At 73.4% G+C, this 21,998-nt stretch carries 26 protein-coding genes; 17 read left to right on the top strand and 9 right to left on the bottom strand.

The features are described 5' to 3' along the window. Nucleotides 1-7 precede the first annotated feature (7 nt). On the top strand, nt 8-433 hold the full coding sequence (locus ABEA81_RS27125) for a nuclear transport factor 2 family protein (protein ID WP_345608443.1): 426 nt from the start codon (nt 8-10) through the stop codon (nt 431-433). A gap of 5 nt (nt 434-438) precedes the next feature. Here the strand turns inward: ABEA81_RS27125 and ABEA81_RS27120 are convergent, their stop codons facing one another. After that, the gene (locus ABEA81_RS27120) at nt 439-834 is read right to left on the bottom strand and encodes a DUF5313 family protein (RefSeq protein ID WP_345608441.1); all 396 of its coding nucleotides are present in this window, start codon (nt 832-834) and stop codon (nt 439-441) included. A gap of 47 nt (nt 835-881) precedes the next feature. Here ABEA81_RS27120 and ABEA81_RS27115 point away from each other — a divergent pair, with 47 nt between their 5' ends. Beyond that, the gene (locus ABEA81_RS27115) at nt 882-1,388 is read left to right on the top strand and encodes a MarR family winged helix-turn-helix transcriptional regulator (protein ID WP_345608439.1); all 507 of its coding nucleotides are present in this window, start codon (nt 882-884) and stop codon (nt 1,386-1,388) included. Here the strand turns inward: ABEA81_RS27115 and ABEA81_RS27110 are convergent. From ABEA81_RS27110 to ABEA81_RS27100, 3 genes are all read right to left on the bottom strand, one after another. Continuing rightward, nucleotides 1,369-2,604, bottom strand: coding sequence for a DUF1565 domain-containing protein (locus ABEA81_RS27110; RefSeq protein WP_345608437.1), 1,236 nt, complete (start codon nt 2,602-2,604; stop codon nt 1,369-1,371). The two genes, ABEA81_RS27115 and ABEA81_RS27110, sit on opposite strands and share 20 nt — an antisense overlap. A gap of 172 nt (nt 2,605-2,776) precedes the next feature. Beyond that, nucleotides 2,777-3,928 (bottom strand): radical SAM family heme chaperone HemW, encoded by a 1,152-nt coding sequence (gene hemW, locus ABEA81_RS27105; RefSeq protein WP_345608435.1) that lies wholly within the window; start codon nt 3,926-3,928, stop codon nt 2,777-2,779. Between the two features lie 19 nt (nt 3,929-3,947). Beyond that, nucleotides 3,948-5,117: an amidohydrolase family protein gene (locus ABEA81_RS27100; RefSeq protein ID WP_345608433.1), complete on the bottom strand. Its 1,170-nt coding sequence runs from the start codon at nt 5,115-5,117 to the stop codon at nt 3,948-3,950. Between ABEA81_RS27100 and ABEA81_RS42760 the strand changes: the two genes are divergently transcribed. From ABEA81_RS42760 to ABEA81_RS27050, 11 genes are all read left to right on the top strand, one after another. Then, the gene (locus ABEA81_RS42760) at nt 5,044-5,331 is read left to right on the top strand and encodes a putative leader peptide (RefSeq protein WP_425570672.1); all 288 of its coding nucleotides are present in this window, start codon (nt 5,044-5,046) and stop codon (nt 5,329-5,331) included. The two genes, ABEA81_RS27100 and ABEA81_RS42760, sit on opposite strands and share 74 nt — an antisense overlap. A gap of 38 nt (nt 5,332-5,369) precedes the next feature. Beyond that, nucleotides 5,370-7,097, top strand: a complete 1,728-nt coding sequence (locus ABEA81_RS27095) for a nitrite/sulfite reductase (protein WP_425570670.1) — start codon at nt 5,370-5,372, stop codon at nt 7,095-7,097. After that, on the top strand, nt 7,094-7,249 hold the full coding sequence (locus ABEA81_RS27090; RefSeq protein WP_075952119.1) for a PDDEXK family nuclease: 156 nt from the start codon (nt 7,094-7,096) through the stop codon (nt 7,247-7,249). Before ABEA81_RS27095 ends, ABEA81_RS27090 begins: the two co-directional genes overlap by 4 nt. Next, nucleotides 7,246-7,947, top strand: a complete 702-nt coding sequence (locus ABEA81_RS27085; RefSeq protein ID WP_345608426.1) for a phosphoadenylyl-sulfate reductase — start codon at nt 7,246-7,248, stop codon at nt 7,945-7,947. Before ABEA81_RS27090 ends, ABEA81_RS27085 begins: the two co-directional genes overlap by 4 nt. Nucleotides 7,948-7,996: 49 nt before the next feature. Continuing rightward, complete coding sequence (cysD, locus tag ABEA81_RS27080) at nt 7,997-8,908, top strand: sulfate adenylyltransferase subunit CysD (RefSeq protein ID WP_345608541.1); 912 nt, start codon at nt 7,997-7,999, stop codon at nt 8,906-8,908. Between the two features lies 1 nt (nt 8,909). Beyond that, the gene (locus ABEA81_RS27075; RefSeq protein ID WP_345608424.1) at nt 8,910-10,223 is read left to right on the top strand and encodes a sulfate adenylyltransferase subunit 1; all 1,314 of its coding nucleotides are present in this window, start codon (nt 8,910-8,912) and stop codon (nt 10,221-10,223) included. Nucleotides 10,224-10,226: 3 nt separating this feature from the next. After that, the gene (locus ABEA81_RS27070) at nt 10,227-10,979 is read left to right on the top strand and encodes a sirohydrochlorin chelatase (RefSeq protein ID WP_345608422.1); all 753 of its coding nucleotides are present in this window, start codon (nt 10,227-10,229) and stop codon (nt 10,977-10,979) included. Between the two features lie 461 nt (nt 10,980-11,440). After that, nucleotides 11,441-12,379 (top strand): sulfite exporter TauE/SafE family protein, encoded by a 939-nt coding sequence (locus tag ABEA81_RS27065; RefSeq protein ID WP_345608420.1) that lies wholly within the window; start codon nt 11,441-11,443, stop codon nt 12,377-12,379. 112 nt (nt 12,380-12,491) lie between these two features. Further along, the gene (locus ABEA81_RS27060) at nt 12,492-12,710 is read left to right on the top strand and encodes a hypothetical protein (protein ID WP_345608418.1); all 219 of its coding nucleotides are present in this window, start codon (nt 12,492-12,494) and stop codon (nt 12,708-12,710) included. A 47-nt stretch (nt 12,711-12,757) separates the two neighbouring features. After that, nucleotides 12,758-13,105 carry a MerR family transcriptional regulator gene (locus ABEA81_RS27055; protein WP_345608416.1) on the top strand — a complete coding sequence of 116 codons (348 nt, stop codon included), beginning with the start codon at nt 12,758-12,760 and terminating at the stop codon, nt 13,103-13,105. A gap of 488 nt (nt 13,106-13,593) precedes the next feature. Beyond that, the gene (locus ABEA81_RS27050) at nt 13,594-15,306 is read left to right on the top strand and encodes a hypothetical protein (protein WP_345608414.1); all 1,713 of its coding nucleotides are present in this window, start codon (nt 13,594-13,596) and stop codon (nt 15,304-15,306) included. A 5-nt stretch (nt 15,307-15,311) separates the two neighbouring features. Here ABEA81_RS27050 and ABEA81_RS27045 read toward each other — a convergent pair whose 3' ends face one another. Together ABEA81_RS27045 and ABEA81_RS27040 are read right to left on the bottom strand one after the other, a co-directional pair. Beyond that, nucleotides 15,312-15,701, bottom strand: a complete 390-nt coding sequence (locus tag ABEA81_RS27045; RefSeq protein WP_345608412.1) for a tautomerase family protein — start codon at nt 15,699-15,701, stop codon at nt 15,312-15,314. A gap of 53 nt (nt 15,702-15,754) precedes the next feature. Beyond that, nucleotides 15,755-16,126 (bottom strand): YkvA family protein, encoded by a 372-nt coding sequence (locus tag ABEA81_RS27040; RefSeq protein WP_345608410.1) that lies wholly within the window; start codon nt 16,124-16,126, stop codon nt 15,755-15,757. Nucleotides 16,127-16,262: 136 nt separating this feature from the next. Here ABEA81_RS27040 and ABEA81_RS27035 point away from each other — a divergent pair, with 136 nt between their 5' ends. Next, on the top strand, nt 16,263-16,763 hold the full coding sequence (locus ABEA81_RS27035; protein WP_345608408.1) for a hypothetical protein: 501 nt from the start codon (nt 16,263-16,265) through the stop codon (nt 16,761-16,763). Nucleotides 16,764-16,788: 25 nt separating this feature from the next. Here ABEA81_RS27035 and ABEA81_RS27030 read toward each other — a convergent pair whose 3' ends face one another. Beyond that, nucleotides 16,789-16,959 (bottom strand): hypothetical protein, encoded by a 171-nt coding sequence (locus ABEA81_RS27030; RefSeq protein WP_345608406.1) that lies wholly within the window; start codon nt 16,957-16,959, stop codon nt 16,789-16,791. A gap of 147 nt (nt 16,960-17,106) precedes the next feature. On the opposite strand from ABEA81_RS27030, the gene ABEA81_RS27025 reads away from it, so the two are divergent. Next, nucleotides 17,107-17,793 carry a PadR family transcriptional regulator gene (locus ABEA81_RS27025; protein WP_345608404.1) on the top strand — a complete coding sequence of 229 codons (687 nt, stop codon included), beginning with the start codon at nt 17,107-17,109 and terminating at the stop codon, nt 17,791-17,793. A gap of 169 nt (nt 17,794-17,962) precedes the next feature. Here ABEA81_RS27025 and ABEA81_RS27020 read toward each other — a convergent pair whose 3' ends face one another. Together ABEA81_RS27020 and ABEA81_RS27015 are read right to left on the bottom strand one after the other, a co-directional pair. Continuing rightward, nucleotides 17,963-18,913, bottom strand: coding sequence for an ATP-binding protein (locus tag ABEA81_RS27020; protein ID WP_345608402.1), 951 nt, complete (start codon nt 18,911-18,913; stop codon nt 17,963-17,965). Between the two features lie 75 nt (nt 18,914-18,988). Beyond that, complete coding sequence (locus ABEA81_RS27015; protein ID WP_345608400.1) at nt 18,989-20,308, bottom strand: MFS transporter; 1,320 nt, start codon at nt 20,306-20,308, stop codon at nt 18,989-18,991. A gap of 122 nt (nt 20,309-20,430) precedes the next feature. Between ABEA81_RS27015 and ABEA81_RS27010 the strand changes: the two genes are divergently transcribed. After that, entirely contained in the window at nt 20,431-21,333 is a 903-nt protein-coding gene (locus ABEA81_RS27010) for a proteasome assembly chaperone family protein (protein WP_345608398.1), read from the top strand. Nucleotides 21,334-21,435: 102 nt separating this feature from the next. Then, nucleotides 21,436-21,900 carry a DUF4262 domain-containing protein gene (locus ABEA81_RS27005; RefSeq protein WP_345608396.1) on the top strand — a complete coding sequence of 155 codons (465 nt, stop codon included), beginning with the start codon at nt 21,436-21,438 and terminating at the stop codon, nt 21,898-21,900. Nucleotides 21,901-21,998: the final 98 nt, after the last annotated feature.

The following is a 21,998-nucleotide window of genomic DNA, read 5'->3' as shown; positions in this document are numbered from 1 at the left end:
GGACCCAGTGGGCGACCGTGACCTCGCTGCCGAGCAGGCGAACAAGGACCGCGTCCGGGCGGCCTTCGACGAGTGGGCCGCGGGCACCGGCGGGCCGTTCGCGCTCCTCGCCGACGACGCCACCTGGACGATCGTCGGCAACAGCCCGGTGTCCCGGACCTACGGCAGTCGCCAGGAGTTCCTTGACGTCGTCATCGACCCCTTCAACGCCCGCCTGCAGGTCCCGCTCCGGCCGGCCGTCCGCTCGCTCTACGCCGACGGGGACTGGGTGATCGCGCTCTTCGACGCGTCGGCCACCGCACGCGACGGCGAGCCGTACGAGAACACCTACACCTGGTACATGCGGATGGCCGGTGCCGAGATCGTCGAGGTGATCGCCTTCTTCGACACGGTCGAGTTCAGCGACTTCTGGACCCGCGTGTCACCGGCCTGACGGCCTCACTCGTCCCGGCGCCACTGCTCGGCGTAGCGCCGATCGCGCTCGGCCTTCCCCTCCGCGTCGGCCTCGTCACGCACGCGCTTGCTGGTGCCCCGCGGGTAGCCGGCCTTGAGCGTGCGGTGCTCGGCCGACTCGTCCACGTAGACCATCGAGTAGAAGAGTCCGATCAGGGCGCCGCCCAGTACCGCACAGCCCCGCACCCACGCCGGGCCGGGCAGGAGCAGGTAGACCACCACGAGCAGCGGCGCCAGCTGGGCGACCGCGCGCGCGAAGTGCCGCAGGTGCCGAGTGCGGGCGGTGACGTCGTGCAGCACCCACTCGCGGTACTCGGGCGGCAGACCCGCTCCGTAGGCGTAGGCCAGCCAGCGCAGCGGGCCGGGGCGGCGCAGGGCCACGTTTATCACCCCAACTCTTGGTGTCCCAAGTATCGTACCCTGGGCCCGTGGCTGCCGAACCGAACCGTGAGGACCCCCACGCGGCCGACCTCCTGCGCCTGGACCGCCAGGTCTGCTTCGCGCTCGCCGTGGCGGCGCGCAACGTCATCGCGCTCTACCGGGCGCTGCTCGAGCCGATGGGACTCACCCACCCGCAGTACCTGGTGATGCTCGCTCTCTGGGAGCGCTCGCCGCGCTCGCTCAGCGATCTGGCCACCGTGCTGTCCCTGGACCCCGGCACGCTGTCGCCGCTGCTCAAGCGGCTGGAGGTGGCCGGCATGGTGTCCCGGCAACGGGTGCGGGGCAACGAGCGAACGCTGGCGGTGACCCTCACCGAGCGGGGCAGGGCCCTGCGCGCCGAGGCGGAGCGGATCCCGCCGGCCGTGGTGGAGCGGCTCGGCCTACCGCTGGCCGACCTGGAACGACTGCACACCGAGCTCAGCGCCGTGATCGCGGCCACCCGCAGCGACCCGGCGGATCAGCAGCCGGGGGGCCTCACGGGCACGGCGCCGTGATGTCGCCGGGCGACGGCCCGTCCACCGGCGTGGCCGCCGCCACCGTGACCCGGTTCCCGCAGAACGGCCCCTGCGGGGCGGCCGAGCCGATGCGCACCGCTTCGGCCGCGGCACCGGAGAGGGTGTTGTTCTCGACGATGTTCCCGCCGTTGTCGTAGTCGTCCTCGTCGTCACTCTGGATCTTCACGTTCCAGCCGGCGCTGTCGGCGATCACGTTGCCGCGCACGACGTTGCCATGGCCGCGCAGCTCGACGTTGCTGCCGTTGAACTCGCGGGGCTCCGTGTTGCCCGAGCACTCGTTGTTCTCGAACACGTTGTCGTGCGCGTTCTCCTTGACGTTGAAGCACTCGGAGCCGAACGTGCGGATGGTGTTGCCGGTGACCTGGTTGCCGGAGCTCGTGTCGTTCTCGGCCATCGGCTGGTTGTCGGACTTCGGGCTGGTGCCGATGTAGACGCCCTCGCCGTTGTGGAACTCGAACCGGCCGCCGTCGTCATCGTCGTCGCTCTTCTTGCCGAACAGGCCGCAGTACTGGATCACCGAGTCGGCGATCGTGTTGCCGGTCGCATTGTTGCGCAAGCGCACACATTCCGTGCCCGCCTCCGTGAGGAACATGTTCCGGATCGTGATGCCGGTGATGTCCTGGGCCGTGTCCGCCGACCCGATGTAGATGAGCTTGCTGTCCTTGATCTGCGTCTGCGCGCCGCTCTTGAACGCGTCCACGGCGGCGAGATCGGTCGGCAGCTGATCGGCGGCCAGGCCCTCCTGCCCGTCGATCGTGAACCCCTCGAGCGTGTAGTAGCTGTGGTCGATGTTGAAGATGCGGCCCGTGCCGTACAGCACGGCCTGGTGGCGCCCCGACGGGTCCTTGCCGTTCTCCGGGCCGCGGATGACGATCGGCGCGCCCGGGTCCCCGTCGCGCTGGGTCGTCGGCTGCTCGCGGTACTCGCCGGGCGCAAGGTTGATCACGGTGCCCGCCTCCGCGTCGTCCAGCGCGGCCTGGATCGTCCGCAGCGGCGCGGCCTGCGACCCGTCACCGCCGTCGCTGCCGGTCGGGCTCACGTACATCTGCCGCGCTCCGGCGCCGGGCTCGTCGGACGGGCTCGTCGGTCCCCCCGTCGTCGCGACGATCACGAGGGCGACGAGGAGGACGATCGCTCCGAGCGCAATCGCCACGATCGCGATCGTGCGCCGGTTCGTCGTGGGGGTACCTGCCACGGCGCCGGAGTCTCTCGACATTCCGTTGATGTGGACGTGAAGCGCGGACATTTTCGTTGGGCCATTCCGGTGAATGGCGCGGCCCCGGTGCTGACGCACCAACACCGGTGCTCACACACGAACTGCAGTTCATGTGCGGCCACCGAAGTGGGTGTGCGACCGGCGGGCCGCGTCAGACCGACGCCGCGGCCACCAGCTGCTGCACGACCCGGTCGGCGAGCAGGCGGCCCCGCCGCGTGAGCACCGCACGGCCCGCGGCCAGCGCCGGCGGGTCGAGCAGGCCGTCGTCCGCGGCTCGGGTGGCGGCCGCGGCGCCCGGGCCGTCGAGGAGGGCGAGCGGGAGGCCGCTCGCGAGCCGCAGCTGCAGCATCACCCGCTCGGTGTGCCGCTCGGCGCCGGTCAGGAGCTCGCGGTCGGCCTCCGGGGACTCCCCCTCGCCCAGGAGCGCCGCGTACCGGGCCGGGTGCTTGACGTTCCACCACCGCACGCCGGCGAGGTGGGAGTGGGCGCCCGGGCCGAGGCCCCACCAGTCGCCGTCGCGCCAGTAGCCGATGTTGTGCCGGCACACCGCGCCGGGCGACGACGCCCAGTTGGACACCTCGTACCAGTCGAAGCCGGCCGCCGTGAGCCGGTCGTCGATCAGCTCGTAGCGGGCGGCGGCGACGTCGTCGTCGGGCGCGGGGAGCTCGCCGCGGGCCACGCGGCGGGCGAGCGCGGTGCCGTCCTCGACGATGAGGGAGTACGCGGAGACGTGGTCGACCCCGGCGTCGAGCACCGCGTCGAGGGACGCCCGCAGGTCGTCGTCGGTCTCGCCGGGCGTCGCGTAGATCAGGTCCAGGTTCACGTGCCCGATACCGGCCGCGCGCGCCTCCCGGGCCGCCGCCACCGCCCGCCCCGGGGTGTGGCGCCGCTCCAGCACGCGCAGCACGTGCGGCGCGGCCGACTGCATGCCCAGCGACACCCGGGTGAACCCGGCCGCCGCCAGCTCCGCGAAGAACTCGGGCGACGTCGACTCGGGGTTGGACTCGGTGGTGACCTCCGCACCCGGCGCGAGCCCGAACGCGTCCCGGACGGCGGCGAGCACCTCGCCGAGCCGGCCCGCCCCGATCAAGGAGGGCGTGCCACCGCCGACGAACACGGTGTCGACCGGCCGCCGTCCGACCGTGCGGACGGCGAGGTCGAGCTCCTGCCGCACGGCCGCGAGCCACCCGTCCGGGGACGCGCCCGACCCGGCCAGCTCGGAGGCCGTGTAGGTGTTGAAGTCGCAGTAGCCGCAGCGGGCCGCGCAGAACGGCACGTGGACGTAGATCCCGAAGGGCGGCACGGACGACCAGTCTGCCACCTCAGCGGATGCGCTCGCCGCGGACGAAGACGGCCAGGGGTTCGTGCAGCACGGCGAGGTCGGCGAGCGGGTCGCCGGGGACGGCCACCAGGTCGGCGTCGTAGCCCGGCGCGATCCGGCCCTTCCGCTCGCCGAGCCCGCAGACCTGCGCCGCGGTCGCGGTGCAGGTGCGCAGCACGTCGAGCGCCGGGACCCCGAGCGACGCGAGGTGCGCGGCCGCGTACGGGAGGGTCGGGTGCGGCTTGCTCGGTCCGATCCCGGCGTCCGTGCCGAGGACGATCAGCACCCCTTCCTGCCACATCCGCGAGTACAGCGCGCCGAAGGCGGGCAACAGCCGCCGGATCTGCGGTGGCGGCGGGACATCCGACGGCGCGATCCCGCCGGTGAAACCCACTGCGACGCGCTGCCGAGCCAGTGCGGCCACGAGGTCCGGATCCACCTCCACGCCGTCGGCGGTGCGGAAGCCGCAGTGCTCGATCCCGTCGAACCCCGCGGCCACCGCGTTCCGGATGCCGTCCAGCGCGTGGGAGTGGGCCGTGACGGGCAGGCCGCACCGGTGCGCCTCGTCCACGAGCGCCCGCAGCTCGTCGGGCGTGAACTGCGGCTCGCACGCCACCGAGCCGGGCGTCAGCTCCCCGCCGCTGGCCATCACCTTGACGACGTCGACGCCTCGCTCCGCCCGCTCCCGCACCGCGGCCCGCACGCCGTCGACGCCCGTGGCCTCGCCGCCGAGGAAGTGGCAGTGCCCACCGGGGGTGGTGATCGGCGGGCCGGCGGCGACGATCGTCGGCAACGGGCCGGGTACCGCGCCGTCACGCAGCCCGAGCGCGAGGTAGCCACGGTCGCCGAGGTCGCGCACGGTGGTCACGCCGGCCCGCAGCTGGGCCCGGGCGGCGTCGGCCATCGTGGCGAGCAACGCGTCGTCGGCGCGGGCGACGAGCGCGCCCACCGGGTCCCGGCCGGCGTCGAACGCGAGGTGGACGTGGGTGTCGACCAGCCCGGGCAGCAGCGTGGCGCCGGGTAGCTCCACGAGCTCGGCGTCGGCCGGGACGCTCGCCCGCGGGCCGCACGCGACGTCGACGACGCACCCGTCCGAGATGAGTACGACCGGTTCCCCGAGAGATGCCGCGCCGTCGAAGAGCGCCGCAGCCCGCACCGCGATCCGACCCATCGCGCCCCCTGCCCGTGTCGGGGTTGGAGGTCGTGCGGGAGGCATCGCGCGTTTCCCCTCCGCTGTGAGCCCGCTCCCAGCATGCGGACGCCGATGGATCGTGGACCGGACAAGTGGCACCCTTACCGGTATGCATGCGCTGGCCCTGCGACTCGTGGCTCGTCGCCACGTGGATCTGCGCCGGGTGAGCAGCGCGCTCTGTCGGTCTCGCTGATCTCGCGCCCCCCGACCCCACCACCTCAGCTCCGAGCCATGCCGCCACTGCTGCGCGGCGCGGCCGTGCTGCGATCCGGAGGCACAGCCTTGCCCCCCACCCTGCCCGTGAAGCAGCCCGTGAAGCGCAAGCGCGGCGAAGGCCAGTGGAAGCTGGGCTACCGCGAGCCGCTCAACCCCAACGAACGCAGCAAGCGCGACGACGACGGCCTCAACGTCCGCGCGCGGATCGAGAACATCTACGCGAAGCGCGGCTTCGACTCAATCGACCCGGCCGACCTGCGCGGCCGCTTCCGCTGGTGGGGCCTCTACACCCAGCGCAAGGCGGGCATCGACGGCGGCCGCACCGCGGCGCTCGAGCCCGAGGAGCTCGAGGACCGCTACTTCATGCTCCGCGTCCGGATCGACGGCGGGGCCCTGTCCACCGACCAGCTCCGGGTGGTCGGCGAGATCAGCCAGGACCACGCCCGCGACACCGCGGACATCACCGACCGGCAGAACATCCAGTACCACTGGGTCGAGATCGAGGACGTCCCGGCGATCTGGCAGAAGCTGGAGGCCGTCGGGCTGCGCACCACCGAGGCCTGCGGGGACACGCCGCGCGTCATCCTCGGCTCGCCGGTGGCGGGCATCGCGGCCGACGAGGTCCTCGACGGCGACCCGGCGGTCCGGGAGATCCTCGACCGCTACATCGGCAGCCCGGAGTTCTCCAACCTGCCGCGCAAGTTCAAGACCGCGATCTCCGGCCTGCAGGACATCGCCCACGAGGTGAACGACGTCTCGTTCGTCGGCGTCGAGCACCCCGAGCACGGCCCCGGCTTCGACCTGTGGGTCGGTGGCGGCCTGTCCACCAACCCGAAGCTCGCGCAGCGGCTGGGCGCCTGGGTGCCGCTCGCGGACGTGCCCGAGGTGTGGGCCGGCGTCGTCTCGATCTTCCGGGACTACGGCTACCGGCGCCTGCGCCACCGCGCCCGCTTGAAGTTCCTGGTCGCGGACTGGGGCGCCGAGGAGTTCCGCCGGGTGCTGGAGGAGGAGTACCTCGGCCGGAAACTGGCCGACGGTCCCGCGCCCGCGATCCCCGAGCTCACGATCGACCACGTCGGCGTGCACAAGCAGAAGGACGGCCTCAACTACGTGGGCGCGGCGCCCGCGTCCGGCCGCGTCTCCGGCTCCACGCTCGTGGCGCTCGCCAAAGCCGCCGAAACGGCGGGGTCGCAGCGGGTGCGGCTCACGCCGTACCAGAAGGTGCTCGTCCTGGACGTCCCCGACGAGAACGTCGAGTCGCTGTCCGCCGAGCTCGCGGGGCTGGGGCTGCAGGTCGACCCGTCGCCGTGGCGCCGGTCGACGATGGCGTGCACCGGGATCGAGTTCTGCAAGCTCGCGATCGTCGAGACGAAGGAGCGGGCGATCCGGCTGGTGGAGGACCTCGAGCAGCGCCTCGCCGACGTCAGCCCGGACGTGCCGATCTCGATCCACCTCAACGGCTGCCCCAACGCCTGCGCCCGCACCCAGGTGGCCGACATCGGGCTCAAGGGCCAGATCGTCACCGACGCCGACGGCAACCAGGTCGAGGGTTTCCAGGTGCACCTGGGCGGCGGCCTCGGCCTCGACGCCGGGTTCGGCCGCAAGCTGCGCGGCCTGAAGGTCACCAGCGCCGAGCTGGGCGAGTACGTCGAGCGCGTGGTGCGCCGGTTCGTGGAGCAGCGCACCGACGGCGAGCGGTTCGCCCAGTGGGTGCTGCGGGCCGAGGAGGCGGATCTCAAATGAGTGAGCGCGCCGTCCCCTTCTACTGCCCGTACTGCGGCGACGAGGACCTGCGCCCGTCGGAGGCCTCGCACGGCGCCTGGTACTGCGCGGCCTGCCTGCGCACCTTCTCGCTGAAGATGATCGGTATCGGAGTCCCGGAGGTCTCTCGATGAGCGTGGCCACGGAAGTCGATTTGCGCGCGCTCGCCGAGCGCGGCTCGGAAGAGCTCGGCCCGGACGCCACGGCGCAGCAGGTGCTCGCCTGGGCGGCCGAGACGTTCGGCAACCGGATGATCGTCGCGTCGAACATGCAGGACGCGGTGCTCGTCGAGCTGGCGGCCAAGGCCCGCCCCGGCGTCGACGTGCTGTTCCTCGACACCGGCTACCACTTCGCCGAGACGATCGGCACCCGCGACGCCGTCGAGACCGTGTACGACGTGCGGATCGTCAACGCGACGCCGGAGCACACGGTCGCCGAGCAGGACTCCCTGCTGGGCAAGGACCTGTTCGCCCGCGACCCGAACCAGTGCTGCGCGCTGCGCAAGGTCGCGCCACTGCAGAACACCCTGGCGCGCTACGACGCCTGGGTCACGGGCGTGCGCCGGGTCGAGGCGCCGACCAGGGCGAACACGCCCCTCGTCACCTACGACGAGAAGTTCGGCCTCGTGAAGATCAACCCGATCGCCGCGTGGACCGACGAGGAGATGGATGCCTACATCGCCGAGCACAACGTGCTGGTGAACCCGCTGGTCGCCGAGGGCTACCCGTCGATCGGCTGCGCGCCGTGCACGGCGAAGCCGGCCCCGGGCGCCGACAAGCGCTCCGGGCGATGGGCGGGCACGGGCAAGATCGAGTGCGGGCTGCACACGTGATCGAGCTTGCGCGATCACCATTGGAGGCAGAATGACCGCGACCCTTCCGATGACGCCCGCTGTGGCACCGGCGCTGGACGCGCTGGACGCCCTCGAGAGCGAGGCCATCCACATCTTCCGCGAGGTCGCGGGTGAGTTCGACCGCCCCGTGATCCTCTTCTCCGGCGGCAAGGACTCCACGCTGCTGGTGCACCTCGCCGTCAAGGCATTCGCGCCCGCGCCGGTGCCGTTCCCCCTGCTGCACGTCGACACCGGGCACAACTACCCGGAGGTCATCGACTTCCGGGACCGGCTCGTCGAGCGGCTGGGGCTGCGTCTCGAGGTCGCGCACGTCCAGGACTGGATCGACGACGGCCGCCTCACCGAGCGCCCGGACGGCACCCGCAACCCGCTGCAGACCGTCCCGCTGCTGGACTCGATCAACGAGCACCGCTTCGACGCCGTCTTCGGCGGCGGGCGCCGCGACGAGGAGCGGGCGCGGGCCAAGGAACGGATCATGTCGCTGCGCGACGCGTTCGGCCGCTGGGACCCGCGCAAGCAGCGCCCCGAGCTGTGGAACCTCTACAACGGCCGGCACGCCCCCGGTGAGCACGTGCGCGTGTTCCCGATCTCCAACTGGACCGAGCTGGACGTCTGGCGCTACATCCAGCGCGAGAGCATCGAGCTGCCCCCGATCTACTTCGCGCACCAGCGCGAGGTGTTCCGGCGCGACGGGATGTGGCTCGCCGAAGGCCCGTGGGGCGGGCCCCGCGGCACCGAGACGCTCGAGAAGAAGTCGGTGCGCTACCGCACCGTCGGCGACGGCTCGTGCACCGGCGCGGTCGAGTCCACCGCCACCACCCTCGACGAGGTCATCGCCGAGGTCATGGCCTCCCGGCTCACCGAGCGCGGCGCCACTCGCGCCGACGACCGGCTGTCGGAGGCCGCGATGGAAGACCGGAAGCGCGAGGGCTACTTCTGAGATGAGCAAGGACCTCCTCCGCTTCGCCACGGCGGGCAGCGTGGACGACGGCAAGTCCACGCTGGTCGGGCGATTGCTCTACGACACCAAGTCGGTGCTGGCCGACCAGATCGAGGCCGTGCAGCGCGCGTCGGTCGACAAGGGCCTGGCAACGCCCGACCTGTCCCTGCTGGTCGACGGGCTGCGCGCCGAGCGCGAGCAGGGCATCACGATCGACGTCGCGTACCGCTACTTCGGCACGCCGAAGCGCGAGTTCGTGCTCGCCGACACCCCCGGCCACGTGCAGTACACCCGCAACACGGTCACCGGCGCGTCCACGGCAGAGCTCGCCGTGCTGCTCGTCGACGCCCGCAACGGGGTGGTGGAGCAGACCCGCCGGCACGCCGCCGTGCTCGCGCTGCTGCGCGTCCCGCGGCTCGTGCTCGCCATCAACAAGATCGACCTCGTCGACTACGACGAGGCGGTGCTCGCGGCGATCGCGAAGGAATTCGCCGGCCTGGCCCGCTCGCTCGGTTTCGCCGACGACGCGGTCGTCACGATCCCGGTCTCGGCGCTCGTCGGCGACAACGTCGTGGAGCGCTCCGAGCGCACCCCCTGGTACGACGGGCCCACGCTGCTCGGTCACCTGGAGTCGGTGCCGGTCACCGGCCCCGAGGTGAACGCGCCGTTCCGCATGCCGGTGCAGTACGTGATCCGTCCCCGCAACGGTGCCGATGCGCGCTCCGCTGGCGCTGCGCGCGGCGACCTGCACGACTACCGCGGCTACGCAGGCCAGATCGCGGCCGGCACGGTCGAGCGCGGCGACGAGGTCGTCGTGCTGCCCGGCGGCGCCCGCACCACGGTGGCCGCCGTCGAGACCGCCGACGGGCCCCTCGAGGCCGGCACCGCGGGCCGCAGCGTCACCGTGCTGCTCGCCGACGACATCGACATCTCGCGCGGCGACGTGCTCGCGTCGGCCGCCGCGCCGCCGCGCCTCACCGACGAGCTGGAGGCCACCCTCTGCTGGCTCGCCGAGAAGCCGCTGCGCCCCGGAGCCCGGCTGCTGCTCAAGCACGGCACCCGCACCACACCGGTGATCGTCGGCGCCGTGGGCGAGCGGCTGTCGCTCGACTCCGAGATCCCCACCTGGGAGCCCGCGCCCGAGGAGCTGGGGATCAACGACATCGCGCACGCGTCGCTGCGCACGGCGGACCCGCTGCCCGTCGACGAGTACGCCGACATCCGCGCCACCGGCAGCTTCCTGCTGATCGACCCGCCCACCGGCAACACACTCGCGGCGGGGCTGGTGGGCACGCCGCTCGCGGTGGCTCGGTAGGGCATGTTCGGCAACCCGGCGCTCGTCGCCGTCGCACACGGCAGCCGCGACCCGCGCTCGGCCGCCACGGTGGCCGCGCTCGTGGACGAGGTCCGCCGGGAGCGGCCGGGGCTGGACGTGCGCCTGTCCTTCCTCGACCTGTCCGCGCCGCGGCTACCCGAAGTCCTCGACGCGGTGGCGGCCGACGGCCACCGGTCCGCGGTGGTCGTGCCGCTGCTGCTCGGGCACGCCTTCCACGCGAGCGTCGACGTCCCGGGCGCGGTCACGCAGGCCGCCGCCCGGCTGCCCGGCCTCGACATCACGATCAGCCCCGTGCTCGGCGGGCACACCGGCCTGGCGACGGCCGCGCTGCGCCGCCTCGCCGCCGTCGCCGGACCGCTGAACGATCGCGGCCTCGGGGTCGTGCTCGCGGCGATCGGGTCCTCGCACCCACCGGCGAACGCCGCCGTCGGCGACGTGGTCGCGGGGTGGACCCGCCGTTTCGGGTGGCACGGCGGCAGCGCCGCCTTCGCGACGACCACGCCCAGCGTGCCCGAGGCGGTGGCCGCGCTCCGCGCCCGCGGCGCCGAGCGGGTGGTCGTCGGGCAATGGATCCTCGCGCCGGGGCTGCTGCCCGACCGGATCGTGCGGGACGCCACCGCCGCGGCCGCTCCCGTCGCCGGCCCCCTCGGGCCCGATCCGGACGTCGCGCGGGCGATCCTGGCGCGGTACGACTCGCGGGCGGTCCCGGCATTCGCCCACGACCTGACGGCCTGACAGCGCGGCTCCCGAACCGCAGTAAGGTGGCTTTGCTGCGGTATTACCGGAGCAAAGCCACCTTGCTGCAGGACGAAAGGCGAGAGCTGCCTCACCCCCGGGTTCCCAATTCCCACGGCATCGTGCTGACCTGGGCTTTCCCAGAAGTCCGGACATTTGTCCGGCAATCCCGCAGCACGGACACCTGCTTGTAGTCGATCAGACGACAACGCACGATGGTGAGGTGTCGTCGACCGTGCTGGATGCACCTCTTGCCCGCTCCGCGGGTGAAAGGTCGATGACCGCGAACCTCCTGCCGGACCTCGAACGGTTCTGGCCATCGCGACGCTGCCACGCGTTCGACGAGTTCTGTCGCGGCTGAGCTCCTCCCCGCCCCACCCGGCGCGCGGCCGCCGTGCGGCCGCGCGCGTCCGTGCCCTCCCCCGAGCTCACCGCCCCACCCCTTTCGGGAGCCCCTCCGCATGCGCACCCTCATCGTCTTCGCCCTCGTGGGCTTCGGCGCCCAGCTCGTCGACGGCGCCCTCGGCATGGCGTACGGCGTCACGTCCACGTCACTGCTGCTGCTCGCCGGCACGAACCCCGCCACGGCCAGCGCGTCGGTGCACCTCGCCGAGGTCGGCACCACCCTCGCCGCGGGAGCGTCGCACTGGCGCTTCGGCAACGTCGACTGGAAGCTCGTGCTGCGCCTCGGCGTGCCCGGCGCGGTCGGCGCCTTCCTCGGCGCCACCGCGCTCTCGGCGCTGTCCACCGAGGACGCCGCGCCGTACATGTCGGGCGTGTTGCTCGCGCTCGGCGTCTACATCCTGGTGCGGTTCTCGGTGCGACCGCCGCGGACGTCGACGGTGCGGGTCTCGCCGCACCGCTCGAAGTTCCTCTCCCCGCTCGGGCTGGTCGCCGGGTTCGTCGACGCCTCGGGGGGCGGCGGCTGGGGCCCGGTGGCCACCCCGGCGCTGCTCACCGCGGGCAAGACCGCCCCGCGCACCGTGGTCGGCTCGGTCGACACGTCGGAGTTCCTCGTCGCGGTCGCCGCGAGCATCGGGTTCCTGATCGGGCTCGGGTCGGAGGTGCTCGACCCGTGGACGGTCGGTGGTCTCCTGCTCGGCGGCGTGCTCGCCGCCCCGGTGGCGGCGTGGCTCGTCACGAAGATCCCCGCACCCGTGCTCGGCACCGCGGTCGGCGGCCTCATCGTCCTGACCAACGCCCGCACGATCCTGCGCGCGCTCGACGTCGCCGACGGCGCCCGCACCCCGATCTACCTGGCGATCGTCGGCGTCTGGGTCGCCGCTGTGGCGATCGCCGTCGCGAAGCTGAGGCAGGCCGCGGCCACCGAGCCCGCCGAGTCCGCCGAGTCCGCCGAGTCCGCCGAGTCGGAGCGGGCCACCGTCACCGCGAAGGACTGAGGAGGAACGGTGCTCACCCGGCGCCGGGACCGGGACCACGGCCGGGACGCGAGCGACCGCTGTCGCGCGGCCCGCTCCGCCCCGCCCGTCCCCACCCGCCCAGGAGGCACCCGTGTCCAGCCCCGCCCGTGATTCCATCCGCCACTCCATCGCCGACCGCCTGCTGACCTCCCTCGAGGACCTGGTGCGCCGCCACCGGGCCCTCGGGTCGCACGCCGCGGAGAACTCCGCGCAGGAGTCCGCGCTGCACGCCGAGCTCATCGCGGCCGAGGTCGCGCACGAGCTGGCGGTGGCGCGCAGCGCGCTGCACCGGCACCCACCGCTGCGGTGATGTGACTGCGGTGATGTGACTGCGGTGATCCCCGTAACCTGGGATACGTGCTCATCGGGGAACTCGCGCGGCTGACGTCGGTGAGCCCGCGGTTGCTGCGGTACTACGAGCAGCAGGGACTGCTCACGTCCTCCCGGCTGCCCAACGGCTACCGCGACTACGCCGACGACGCGCCGTTGATCGTCGGCCAGATCCGGGCCCTGCTCGACGCCGGGCTGCCCACCGAGGTCATCCGCGAGGTGCTCCCCTGCGCGGAGGGCCAGCCCCCGCGGTTCGTGCCGTGCCCCAGCCTGTCCGTCCTGCTGGGTGAAGTGCTGCAGAACATCGAGTCCCGCATGGAGAAGCTCGCCCACCACCGGGAAGCCCTGACCCGCTACCTGGGGGCGGCTGGGTAGTCACCTCGTCGATCCAGTTCTCGACCGCGAGCCCGGGCACCCGTCGGAAGTGCTCGACGTTCGGGTGACGAGGGTGTGCCCACGCGAGACCACGATCGCGGCGATCCTCAGGTCGGGCTCCGCGAGCGGCTCTCCTCGCCGCTCGAGCTCGGCCTCGAGCTCCCCGAAGCGCGTGCGGCCGCGGTATCGGACGGGAGGACCTGCTGCGCGCCTCGAACGACGCTTCGACCCGGTGAGCGTCTCCCGCCCCACCCGCCGCGCCCCGTAGCTGGATACGCGTGCCCACGCGCGTGGGTGGCCACCCCGCGCACCCCTCCGGGACGCCCTCGGCGACACCCGTTCTCCAGCGGGAACGTCCCGACGCGCCGACGAGAGAACATCTCTTTCGGGTGAATCGTGACTCCTCCTGGTCCCGCTCGTTGCACCCCGTGCGGGAGCCGGTGGCTCGGCCAACCGGGCGAGGGAACGTCGATCGGGTGGAGATGACGGTGCGCAGTGCCACGGTGATCCGTGCTGCTCTGGCCGGTGCAGTCGTATTCCTGATCGCCGTCGGGGTCACGGCGCCGGCACTGGCCGGGTCCGGCGATGGCGACGACGACACCTGCCCGGACGCGGGCCCGGTCGCGGCCCTCCTGCACGGCCGGGCCTGCACCGACGAGCGACCCGACCGGGTGCTCGCGCCGGGAAGCCTGCTCGACCCGCAGTACCCCGACTTCCCCGATTTCCCGGGTCTCGACGACGAGGACGACGATCCCGACGACGACGCGGACGACGCGGACGACGCGGACGACTCCGACGACGACGAGGAGTCCGACGACGACGCGCACGAGGCCCCCGACGAGGACGCCGACTCGGACGAGTCGGAGGACGCCGGCTCCGACGAGGACGCCGCCGCGGCCGACGACCGGTCGGACGACTCCGGCGGCACGGCCGACGAGGACGCCGCACCCGCCGTCGCCTCCTCCGAGGAGCGGCCCGCGAGGAAGGCTCCCGCAGCGGACTCCGGGGCCGGCGCCGCCGTCGGCGCGGCCGTGCTCCCCGGCGTCGGCGATGCGGTCGACGGTGGGCGCTCCCCCGGCCTCGACTGGACCGGCGCCCTCACCCGGGACGCTCCGTCCGCCGAGCCCGCACCCGCATCCGATGCCGAGCCCGCCCCACGTGCTGCCCCCGTGCCGTCCCCACCGGCGGGCCCGCCTGCCGCGCCCGAGCACGCCGCCGATCTGGCCGCCGTCGCGTTCGCCACGTCGTTCCCCTCGCCGATCGAGGCCCGGTGGGGTCTCGGCGCGGTCCTGCCGAGCCTGGTCCTGACGCTGCTGGTGCTCGCCGCGCTCGCCCTCCCCGTCGGCCTGCTCAACCGTGCCGCGGCGGAGCACCCCGACCGGATCGAGGCCGTGCTGGGGCGCCTGCGCGTGCCGCCGGGCACCGGGCGGCCCGCTCCGGGCGCGTTCCTCACGGCCGTTGCGATCACGGCGGCGGCCGGCGCCGTGATGCTCGGCTTCCTGACTCCGGAGTTCCCGTTCGACACGTCGGCGCCGGCACTGCTGGTCGGGCTCGCCACCGCGTTCGTGCTGGTGACGGCGGCGCAGCAGGGCACGCAGCTGCTGTACGTGGCGCGCTGGTGGGGGGTGCGCTGCCACGTGGGGCCGGTGCCCGGGTTCTTGTTGCTCGGCGCGGTCGGGGTGGTGCTCTCCCGCGCCGTGGGGCTCGAACCCGGGCTCGTACTGGGCACCCTGGTGACCTTCCGGACCGCCCGTGCGTTGCGCGCCGACGAGGAGGGCCCCGCGGTCGCGCTCGCGGCCACCGCCCTGACCGCGCTGGGCGGCATCGCGTGGATCGTGCGTGAGCCGCTCGTCGCCGCGGCGGGTGCGCCGGGGACGTTCCTCGCCGACACCGTCGCCACCGCGCTCACGGCCACCTCGGTGAGCGCAGCGGCCAACCTGCTCTTCGCGCTCGTGCCGCTGTCGTTCCTGCCAGGGGCGGCGCTGCTGCGCTGGTCGCCGGCGCTGTGGGCGCTCTTCGCCTGCACTGGCGGCTTCGCGTTCGTGCACCTGGCGGTGCGGCCCGCGGTCGAGGTCCTCGCCGACCGGGCGGGCGCGCTCGCCGTCCTGCTCGGCGTCTACCTCGTCGGCGCCGCCGCGCTCTGGGTGTGGCTGCGGTTCACCCGGTCACCGGGTACGACCGGCACCCTCGCCCGCACCTGACCGGGTCACGCGGAGGCGCGCCGGGCGCCGGCCGCGGACACCCCGCCCGTGGCCCAGTCCGCGGGCTGCACGGGGACGACCTCCCCGTGCACCAACCGGCGATCGACGCCGAGCACGTCGACCAGGAGGTCGGTGAGCGCGCCCAGCAGCCTGCGGCGCAGGTCGGCAGGGCGGTCGGCGAACATCACAGCGGTGAAGTACGGGGCCGACCGCCCGTCTGCGGGGATGCCGCCGTTGGCCCACAGCTCGGGGCGGTGCAGCGTGACGTGGGCGCGCACGCGGTCCAGTGGCACGTCGGCGACCTCGGCGTAGCGGGTGCTCATCGCGACGAGCAGCTCCGCGTGCTGGGCGGAGGTGTGCAGCCCCTCGACGAGGTGGACTTCCAGGACCGGCATGCGCACACCGTAGGGAGCGGCCGGGGGCCGAACAAGATCCGCGCGGTCGAGGATCAGTCGGACGGCGCGTTCACGACGACGGCCTGCTGCTTCTCCCAGGCGAGGAAGCGTTCGGTCTCCGCGATGAAGGCCCCGCCGAGCCAGAGCGCGACCACGCCGTCGTCGGCGAGGCCGAGCAGCGGGATGAAGGCCTCCGGCAGCAGGTCGAGGGGCGAGACCAGGTAGGCCAGCCCGAGCAGGATCAACCCGAGCCGCCCGCGGGACAGCGCGGGGTACCGGCCCGTGAGGGCGCCGCTCAGCATCCGCGGGATGGCGCTGAGCCGCTCCCCCATCGTGGGTGACCCCGGGCGCCGCGACCGCGTCACGGCACGCCACAGGGCGGTGAACGCCGCGATCCGCCGCGGCTTGATGGTCGCCACGTCCACCACAACGCATCCGGCGCCCGGGTAGTTCCGTACGGCATGCCCGGATCGGGGCATGGGCCACCCACCTCACCGGCGCCTGCGCGGGCAAGGGCTACTGTCGTTTCTGCACCACGACTGCGTCTCGGGGGAACATCCGATGGGCCTCATCTCGCGCGCGGGCGCGTCGGCCGCCCTCGTCGTCACCTTCGGTGGAGTGCTGCTGGGGTGCGGAGGTTCGGTGGCCGACGCCGACGCCCCCGACCCGACCCGGAGGGCCCCCGCACCGCCCAGCCCCTTCTGCGCCGCCGCCCAGGCGAACCTCGAGGCGATCCGCCCGCTCAACGGGCTCGTGGCGCAGGGCCAGGTGCCACGCGACGAGCTGGCGAGCACGGTGGCGGCGGTGCGCCGCGCCGGGCAGGACATGGTGTTCGCGGCTCCCGACGACATCCGCAACGACGTGGAGCGCACGGTGCAGGCGCTCGAGATGCAGCTGGACGTGCTCGTGGAGAGCGGTGGCGACCAGACGGCGCTCTCGCGCGACACCGACCTCGTGAACCGGCTCAACTCCCCGGAGTTCGCGGGTGCGGGCGAGCGCGTCCGCGCCTACGTCGAGCGCAACTGCACGACGGGCACGCCCGGCACGAGCACCCGCCGCTGACGGCGCGGGCTGACGACTGCTGGGGCTAACGCCCCAGCGCGCGGCGGTTGCGCCCCTTCACGGCGGTGTAGACGGCAGCACCGACGAACACGACGGCGCCGATCACCAGCGCCCACGTGAGGAACTTGAAGAGCGCCCCGAGCAGGGTGAACGCGAGCCACACGAGCAGCACGCCACCGAGAACCTTCAGCACCATCGGCCCCGCCTCCTCGCCCCCACCGTCCGACGAACGGGGCGCCTGCGGAGTTCCCGACAGCGACGGGGCTTGCCAACCCGACTATCGCGATATATCGTGATGGCACACGAGCTACTTCGATGGCTCGATCAACCCACAGGAGATGACATGAACGAGCAGAACACTCCCTGGCCCGGACCCCAGTTCGGGTTCCGCGGCCGGCGTGGCCCCCACCGGGGCGCGTTCCGCCCCGACGGCCCGCCGGTGGTGCCGCCGTTCGCGGGCCACGACGAGGGCGAGGAGGCCCTCCGAGGGCACCGGCGCCGCAGGCACCCCTTCGGCCCCGGCTTCGGGCCGCCCTTCGGCCCCGGGATGCGCGGCTTCCCCGGTCCGCGTGGCAGGCGCGGCCGCCGGACGTCGCGCGGCGACATCCGCACGGCGGTGCTCGCACTGGTCGCGGAGCAGCCGCGGCACGGCTACGAGATCATCCAGGAGATCGCCGAGCGCACCAGCGGCGCGTGGCGGCCGAGCCCCGGTTCGGTCTACCCCACGCTCTCGCAGCTCGAGGACGAGGGCCTGGTCCGCGTCGAGCAGGCCGACGGCCGCCGGGTCGTCCACCTCACCGAGGAGGGCACCCGGTACGTCGACGAGCACCGCGAGGAGCTGGACGCCGTCTGGGCGTCGGTCGGGCGCGACTCCGACGACGAGGGCGCCGCGGAGCTGTGGGAGCAGCTGGGCCAGCTGCACGCGGCCGCGGCGCAGGTGATGTCGGCCGGCACGCCGGAGCAGATCGCCTCGGCGACCGCCACGATCACCGAGGCCCGCAAGGCGATCTACCGCCTGCTGGCCGAGTAACCGGATAGGAGTGCGCTGAAGGACCCCGGCCGTAGCGAGCGGCAGCCAGGCGGCCGCATCGCAAGGCGGAGGAGGAGACCGATACCGGGTCGTGTCTGCGACGACGACAACGCAGCGAGGTGGCTGCCTGGGCGTCGCGCAGTAGGTCGGGGTTCTTCACACCGCGCTCCTATGCCCGCATCGCGGGCATCCCGGGGGAGAAGTCGGGGTCGATCTGGGCAGCCAGGTCGGCCCCGACTGCCCGGTTGCCCCATGCTGCCGCGTTGCGCAGGTGGAACTCCACGGTGCCGCGGTGGTAGGCGACCCAGTCGCGCTCGCGCGCGTCGAGGGCGGTGAGCACCGCGTCGAGCACGGCGAGGTTCTCGGGTTCGAGGGCGCCCACCGGCGCCACGGCACCCCGCTCCGCGGCCCGCACCCATGCCGACTGGCCGAACCATCCGATCAACGCGCCGCCCACCTGCTCCCGCAGGTAGGCGGCGTCTTCGTCGTCGGTCACCTTGTTGCCCAGCACCCGCAGCTCCACGCCGTGGCCGCGGGCGTGCTCGGCGTACTGGTGGTACACGCCGATCCCGCGGCGGGTGGGCTCGCTGACGAGCACGGTGAGATCGAAGCGGGTGAACAGGCCCGATGCGAACGCGTCGGCCCCGGCCGTCATGTCGACCACCACGTACTCACCGGGGCCGTCGACGAGGTGGTTGAGGTAGAGCTCCACCGCGCCGGTCTTCGAGTGGTAGCAGGAGACGCCGATGTCGGCCTCGTCGAACTCGCCGGTCACGAGGTGGCGCACCCCGCCGGCCACGGCCGAGTACCGGGCCAGCAGCTCACCGTCGGGATCGAGGTCGAGCAGGCGCGAGCCGCGACCCGGGGGCGTGGTCTTGATCATCGCGTCGGCGCTCGCGATCCGCGGGTTCGTGCCGCGCAGGTGCTCCTTGAGCCACGGCAGGTCGGAGCCGAGGGCGAGCGGCGGCGGGCCGTCGTGTCCCAGCGCCTGGCCGAGGTGCTGGTTGATGTCCGCGTCGATGGCGAGAACCGGTTTGCCGAGCTCGGCGAGGTAGCGGCTGAACACCGCCGCCGATGTCGTCTTCCCGCTGCCGCCCTTGCCGACGAACGCGATGCGCACGCCGCCTCCTCCCGTCGCCGCTCCTGGACGGGCAGATGATAATCATTGCCACGTACGGGTGACGGCGGCGGCCCCTCAGCGGGCCCGGGCCGGGTTGGTGCGCCGCGCCGCGAGCACCGACCGCAGCGACGGCACGACGACGCCCTCGCTCTCCAGCTTCCGGCGCGCCCGCCTGCGCGCGACCAGCACGCCGCCGAGCGCGAGTGCCCACACCGCGTACTGCACCGTCCAGGCCACCCGGAACGCCTCCGGCGTGTAGTCGCCGGGCCCGACGAGCCCGAGCACCACCCCGACCCCGAGCGAGACGGTGAGCGACGCCACGAAGCCCGCCATGTTGACGATCCCGACCGCGGCGCCCTGCCGGTGGCCGGGGTTGAACGTCCGGGCGTAGTCGAAGCCGATCATCGAGGTCGGGCCGCCCAACGCCAGCACGACGACGAGCAGCACCAGCAACCAGCGCGGGGCGGGCGGCGGCACGGCGAGCACGGCCGTCCAGACCGAGACCGTCGTGCCGAGCACGGTGAGCACGAGCCACGACCGGCGCAGCGGGTGCCGGGCGGTGAACTCGCCGAACAGCGGTCCGGCGACGATCCCGGCCACCACGAGCAGCGTCAGCATCGCGCTCGCCTCACCGGTCGAGAACCCCTGGCCCGCCACGAGGTACGGCACGCCCCACAGCAGCGCGAACACCATCCCCGAGAACTGGGTGGCCATGTGCGTGAAGAAGCCGAGCCGGGTGCCCGGCTCGCGCCACGAGCAGACGAGCCCGTGCAGCACCTCGCGCGGGGCCGGCGCGGGCGGCGGGGCCGGCGCCCCGGGCGGCCGGTCGCGCACGACGGCCAACGCGGCGAGCCCCACCGCCACGCCGAGCGCCGCCGCCGAGACGAACGCGGGCGTCCACCCCGGGCCGTGCAGCACCGCGGCGAGCGGCACGGCCGACAGCACCTGGCCGCTCTGCCCGATCAGGCCGGTGAGCTGCGTCATCAGCGGTACCCGCCGGGCCGGGAACCAGCTCGTGACCACCGAGAGGACGCTGATGAACGTCAGCGCGTCCCCGGCCCCGACCAGCACGCGCGCCAGGATCGCGAGCGGCAGCGACGCGGCGACGGCGAGCACGAGCTGGCCCGCGGCCATCGTGAGGGAGCCGACGACGATGAGCAGCCTGGCGCCGAACCGGTCGAGCAGCACGCCCACGGGGACCTGCAGGCTCGCGTAGACCAGCAGCTGCAGCACCACGAACCCGGCGAGCGCCGCCGGTGCGGCCTGGAACCGCGCCGCTGCGTCGAGGCCGGCGACGCCGAAGGAGGTGCGGTGCATCACCCCCACCAGGTAGGCGGCCAGACCGATCGACCAGACGACCCAGAGGCGATGATGCAGATTCGTCCTGGGTTTCATCTCGGCTCCATGGTGCCCCCGACACCGCGGAAACGGGATGCTGTGCGGGCAGACTCACGTTGCACCAGGACAGATGTGCGACGGGCGGGGCCGTGGGCCCCGTCGAGAGGCGGAGGTGTGGCGTGCTGGATCCGGCCGGACTGTACGAGGTGGCGCCCGATGCGCCGCAGCTGGACGAACCCGTGCTGCTGGTGGCGCTCGACGGGTTCGTGGACGCAGGCAACGCGGCCCGGCTGGCCACGGAGGCCCTGGTGGAGGGCCGGGAGCCGCGCGTGGTGGCGCGCTTCGACGTCGACCAGCTCCTCGACTACCGCTCGCGGCGCCCACCGCTGCGCTTCGAGACCGACCACTGGGCCGCCTACAGCCGTCCGGAGCTGGACGTCGTGGCGCTCACCGACACCGGCGACACCGGCTACCTGCTGCTCGCCGGGCCGGAGCCGGACACGCAGTGGGAGCGGTTCTGCGCGGCCGTCGAGCAGCTCGTGCGGCGGCTCGGCGTGCGGCTGGTGATCAACCTCACCGCGATCCCGATGGCGGTGCCGCACACCCGGCCGATCGGCGTCACGGTGCACGGCACCCGTCCGGACCTGACCGAGGGTCACGAGGCATGGTTCGCCACGGCGCAGGTGCCGGGGAGCGCGATCGGGCTGATGGAGTACCGGCTCGGCGAGGCCGGGCTGGACGCGATGGGCTTCGCGGTGCACGTGCCGCACTACCTCGCCCGCGCCGAGTACCCGCAGGCGGCACGCGTGCTGCTGGACCACGTCGGCCTCGCGGCGGGTCTGTACCTGCCCACCGAGACCGTCACGAAGGCCGCGGAGCGCACCGAGGCGGAGATCGCCGAGCAGGTGGCGGGATCGGAGGAGGTGCGGCAGGTGGTCGAGGCGCTCGAACGGCAGTACGACATGGTGGCGTCCGGCCGGGCCGAGCGGTCCAGCACGGGGCTGTCGGGCGAGCTGCCGAGCGCCGATGAGCTCGCCGCCGAGGTGGAGCGCTTCCTGCGCGGGGAGGACGGCGACTCCTGAGTCGGTGCCGGCGGGTTGTGGACAACCCGCTCCCGCCGGTGCGCCCGTGTCGGTGCTCCCGGTGACGGTGTCCCGGTCGGATCCACGACCGAGGAGACCACCATGTGCGTGTTCTGCGACGACCCGGCGCTCACCTACCCCGAGTACCTGGCGCGGATGGCCCGGCTCGCCGACGAGTACGGCTGGGCGGTGCAGGGCGTCGAGCGCGAGCGGTTCCGCCCGCCTTGGGCCTACACGGTCGGGCTCACGCCACGGGGCCGGCCCGAGCTGCTCGTCACCGGCATGCCGCTGCACCGCTGCAGCGAGCTGCTCGACGCGGTGGCCCCGCACCTGCTGCACGACGAGCCCCCGGCGGCGGGCGAGCGGCTGCGCCTCGTCGACGGGCCGCTGGTGGAGTTCGTCGACGTCGAGAACCCGGACGTGCACCTGCTCACCGCGCTCGCGCTGTACGGCCCCCCGGTCCGCGGGCTGCAGGTCGTGTGGGCCGACGACCGCGACCGGTGGCCGTGGGAGCGCGGCTTCCGCGGTCGGCGGGGCGGCCAGCCCGTGCTGGGCCCGCGTCCGTGATCACGCGCGGAACGATCCCCGCAGATCGGGCGGGTAACAACGCGATTGTCATTTCGGCTCTACGAGTTGCGGCTGAGGCCTGGTGGATCGAGGGTGGC

Source organism: Pseudonocardia adelaidensis (assembly GCF_039543345.1).
Taxonomy (GTDB): Bacteria; Actinomycetota; Actinomycetes; order Mycobacteriales; family Pseudonocardiaceae; genus Pseudonocardia; species Pseudonocardia adelaidensis.
Note: the sequence above shows the minus strand (reverse complement) of the source record. Positions and strands in the feature narration are given on the sequence as shown.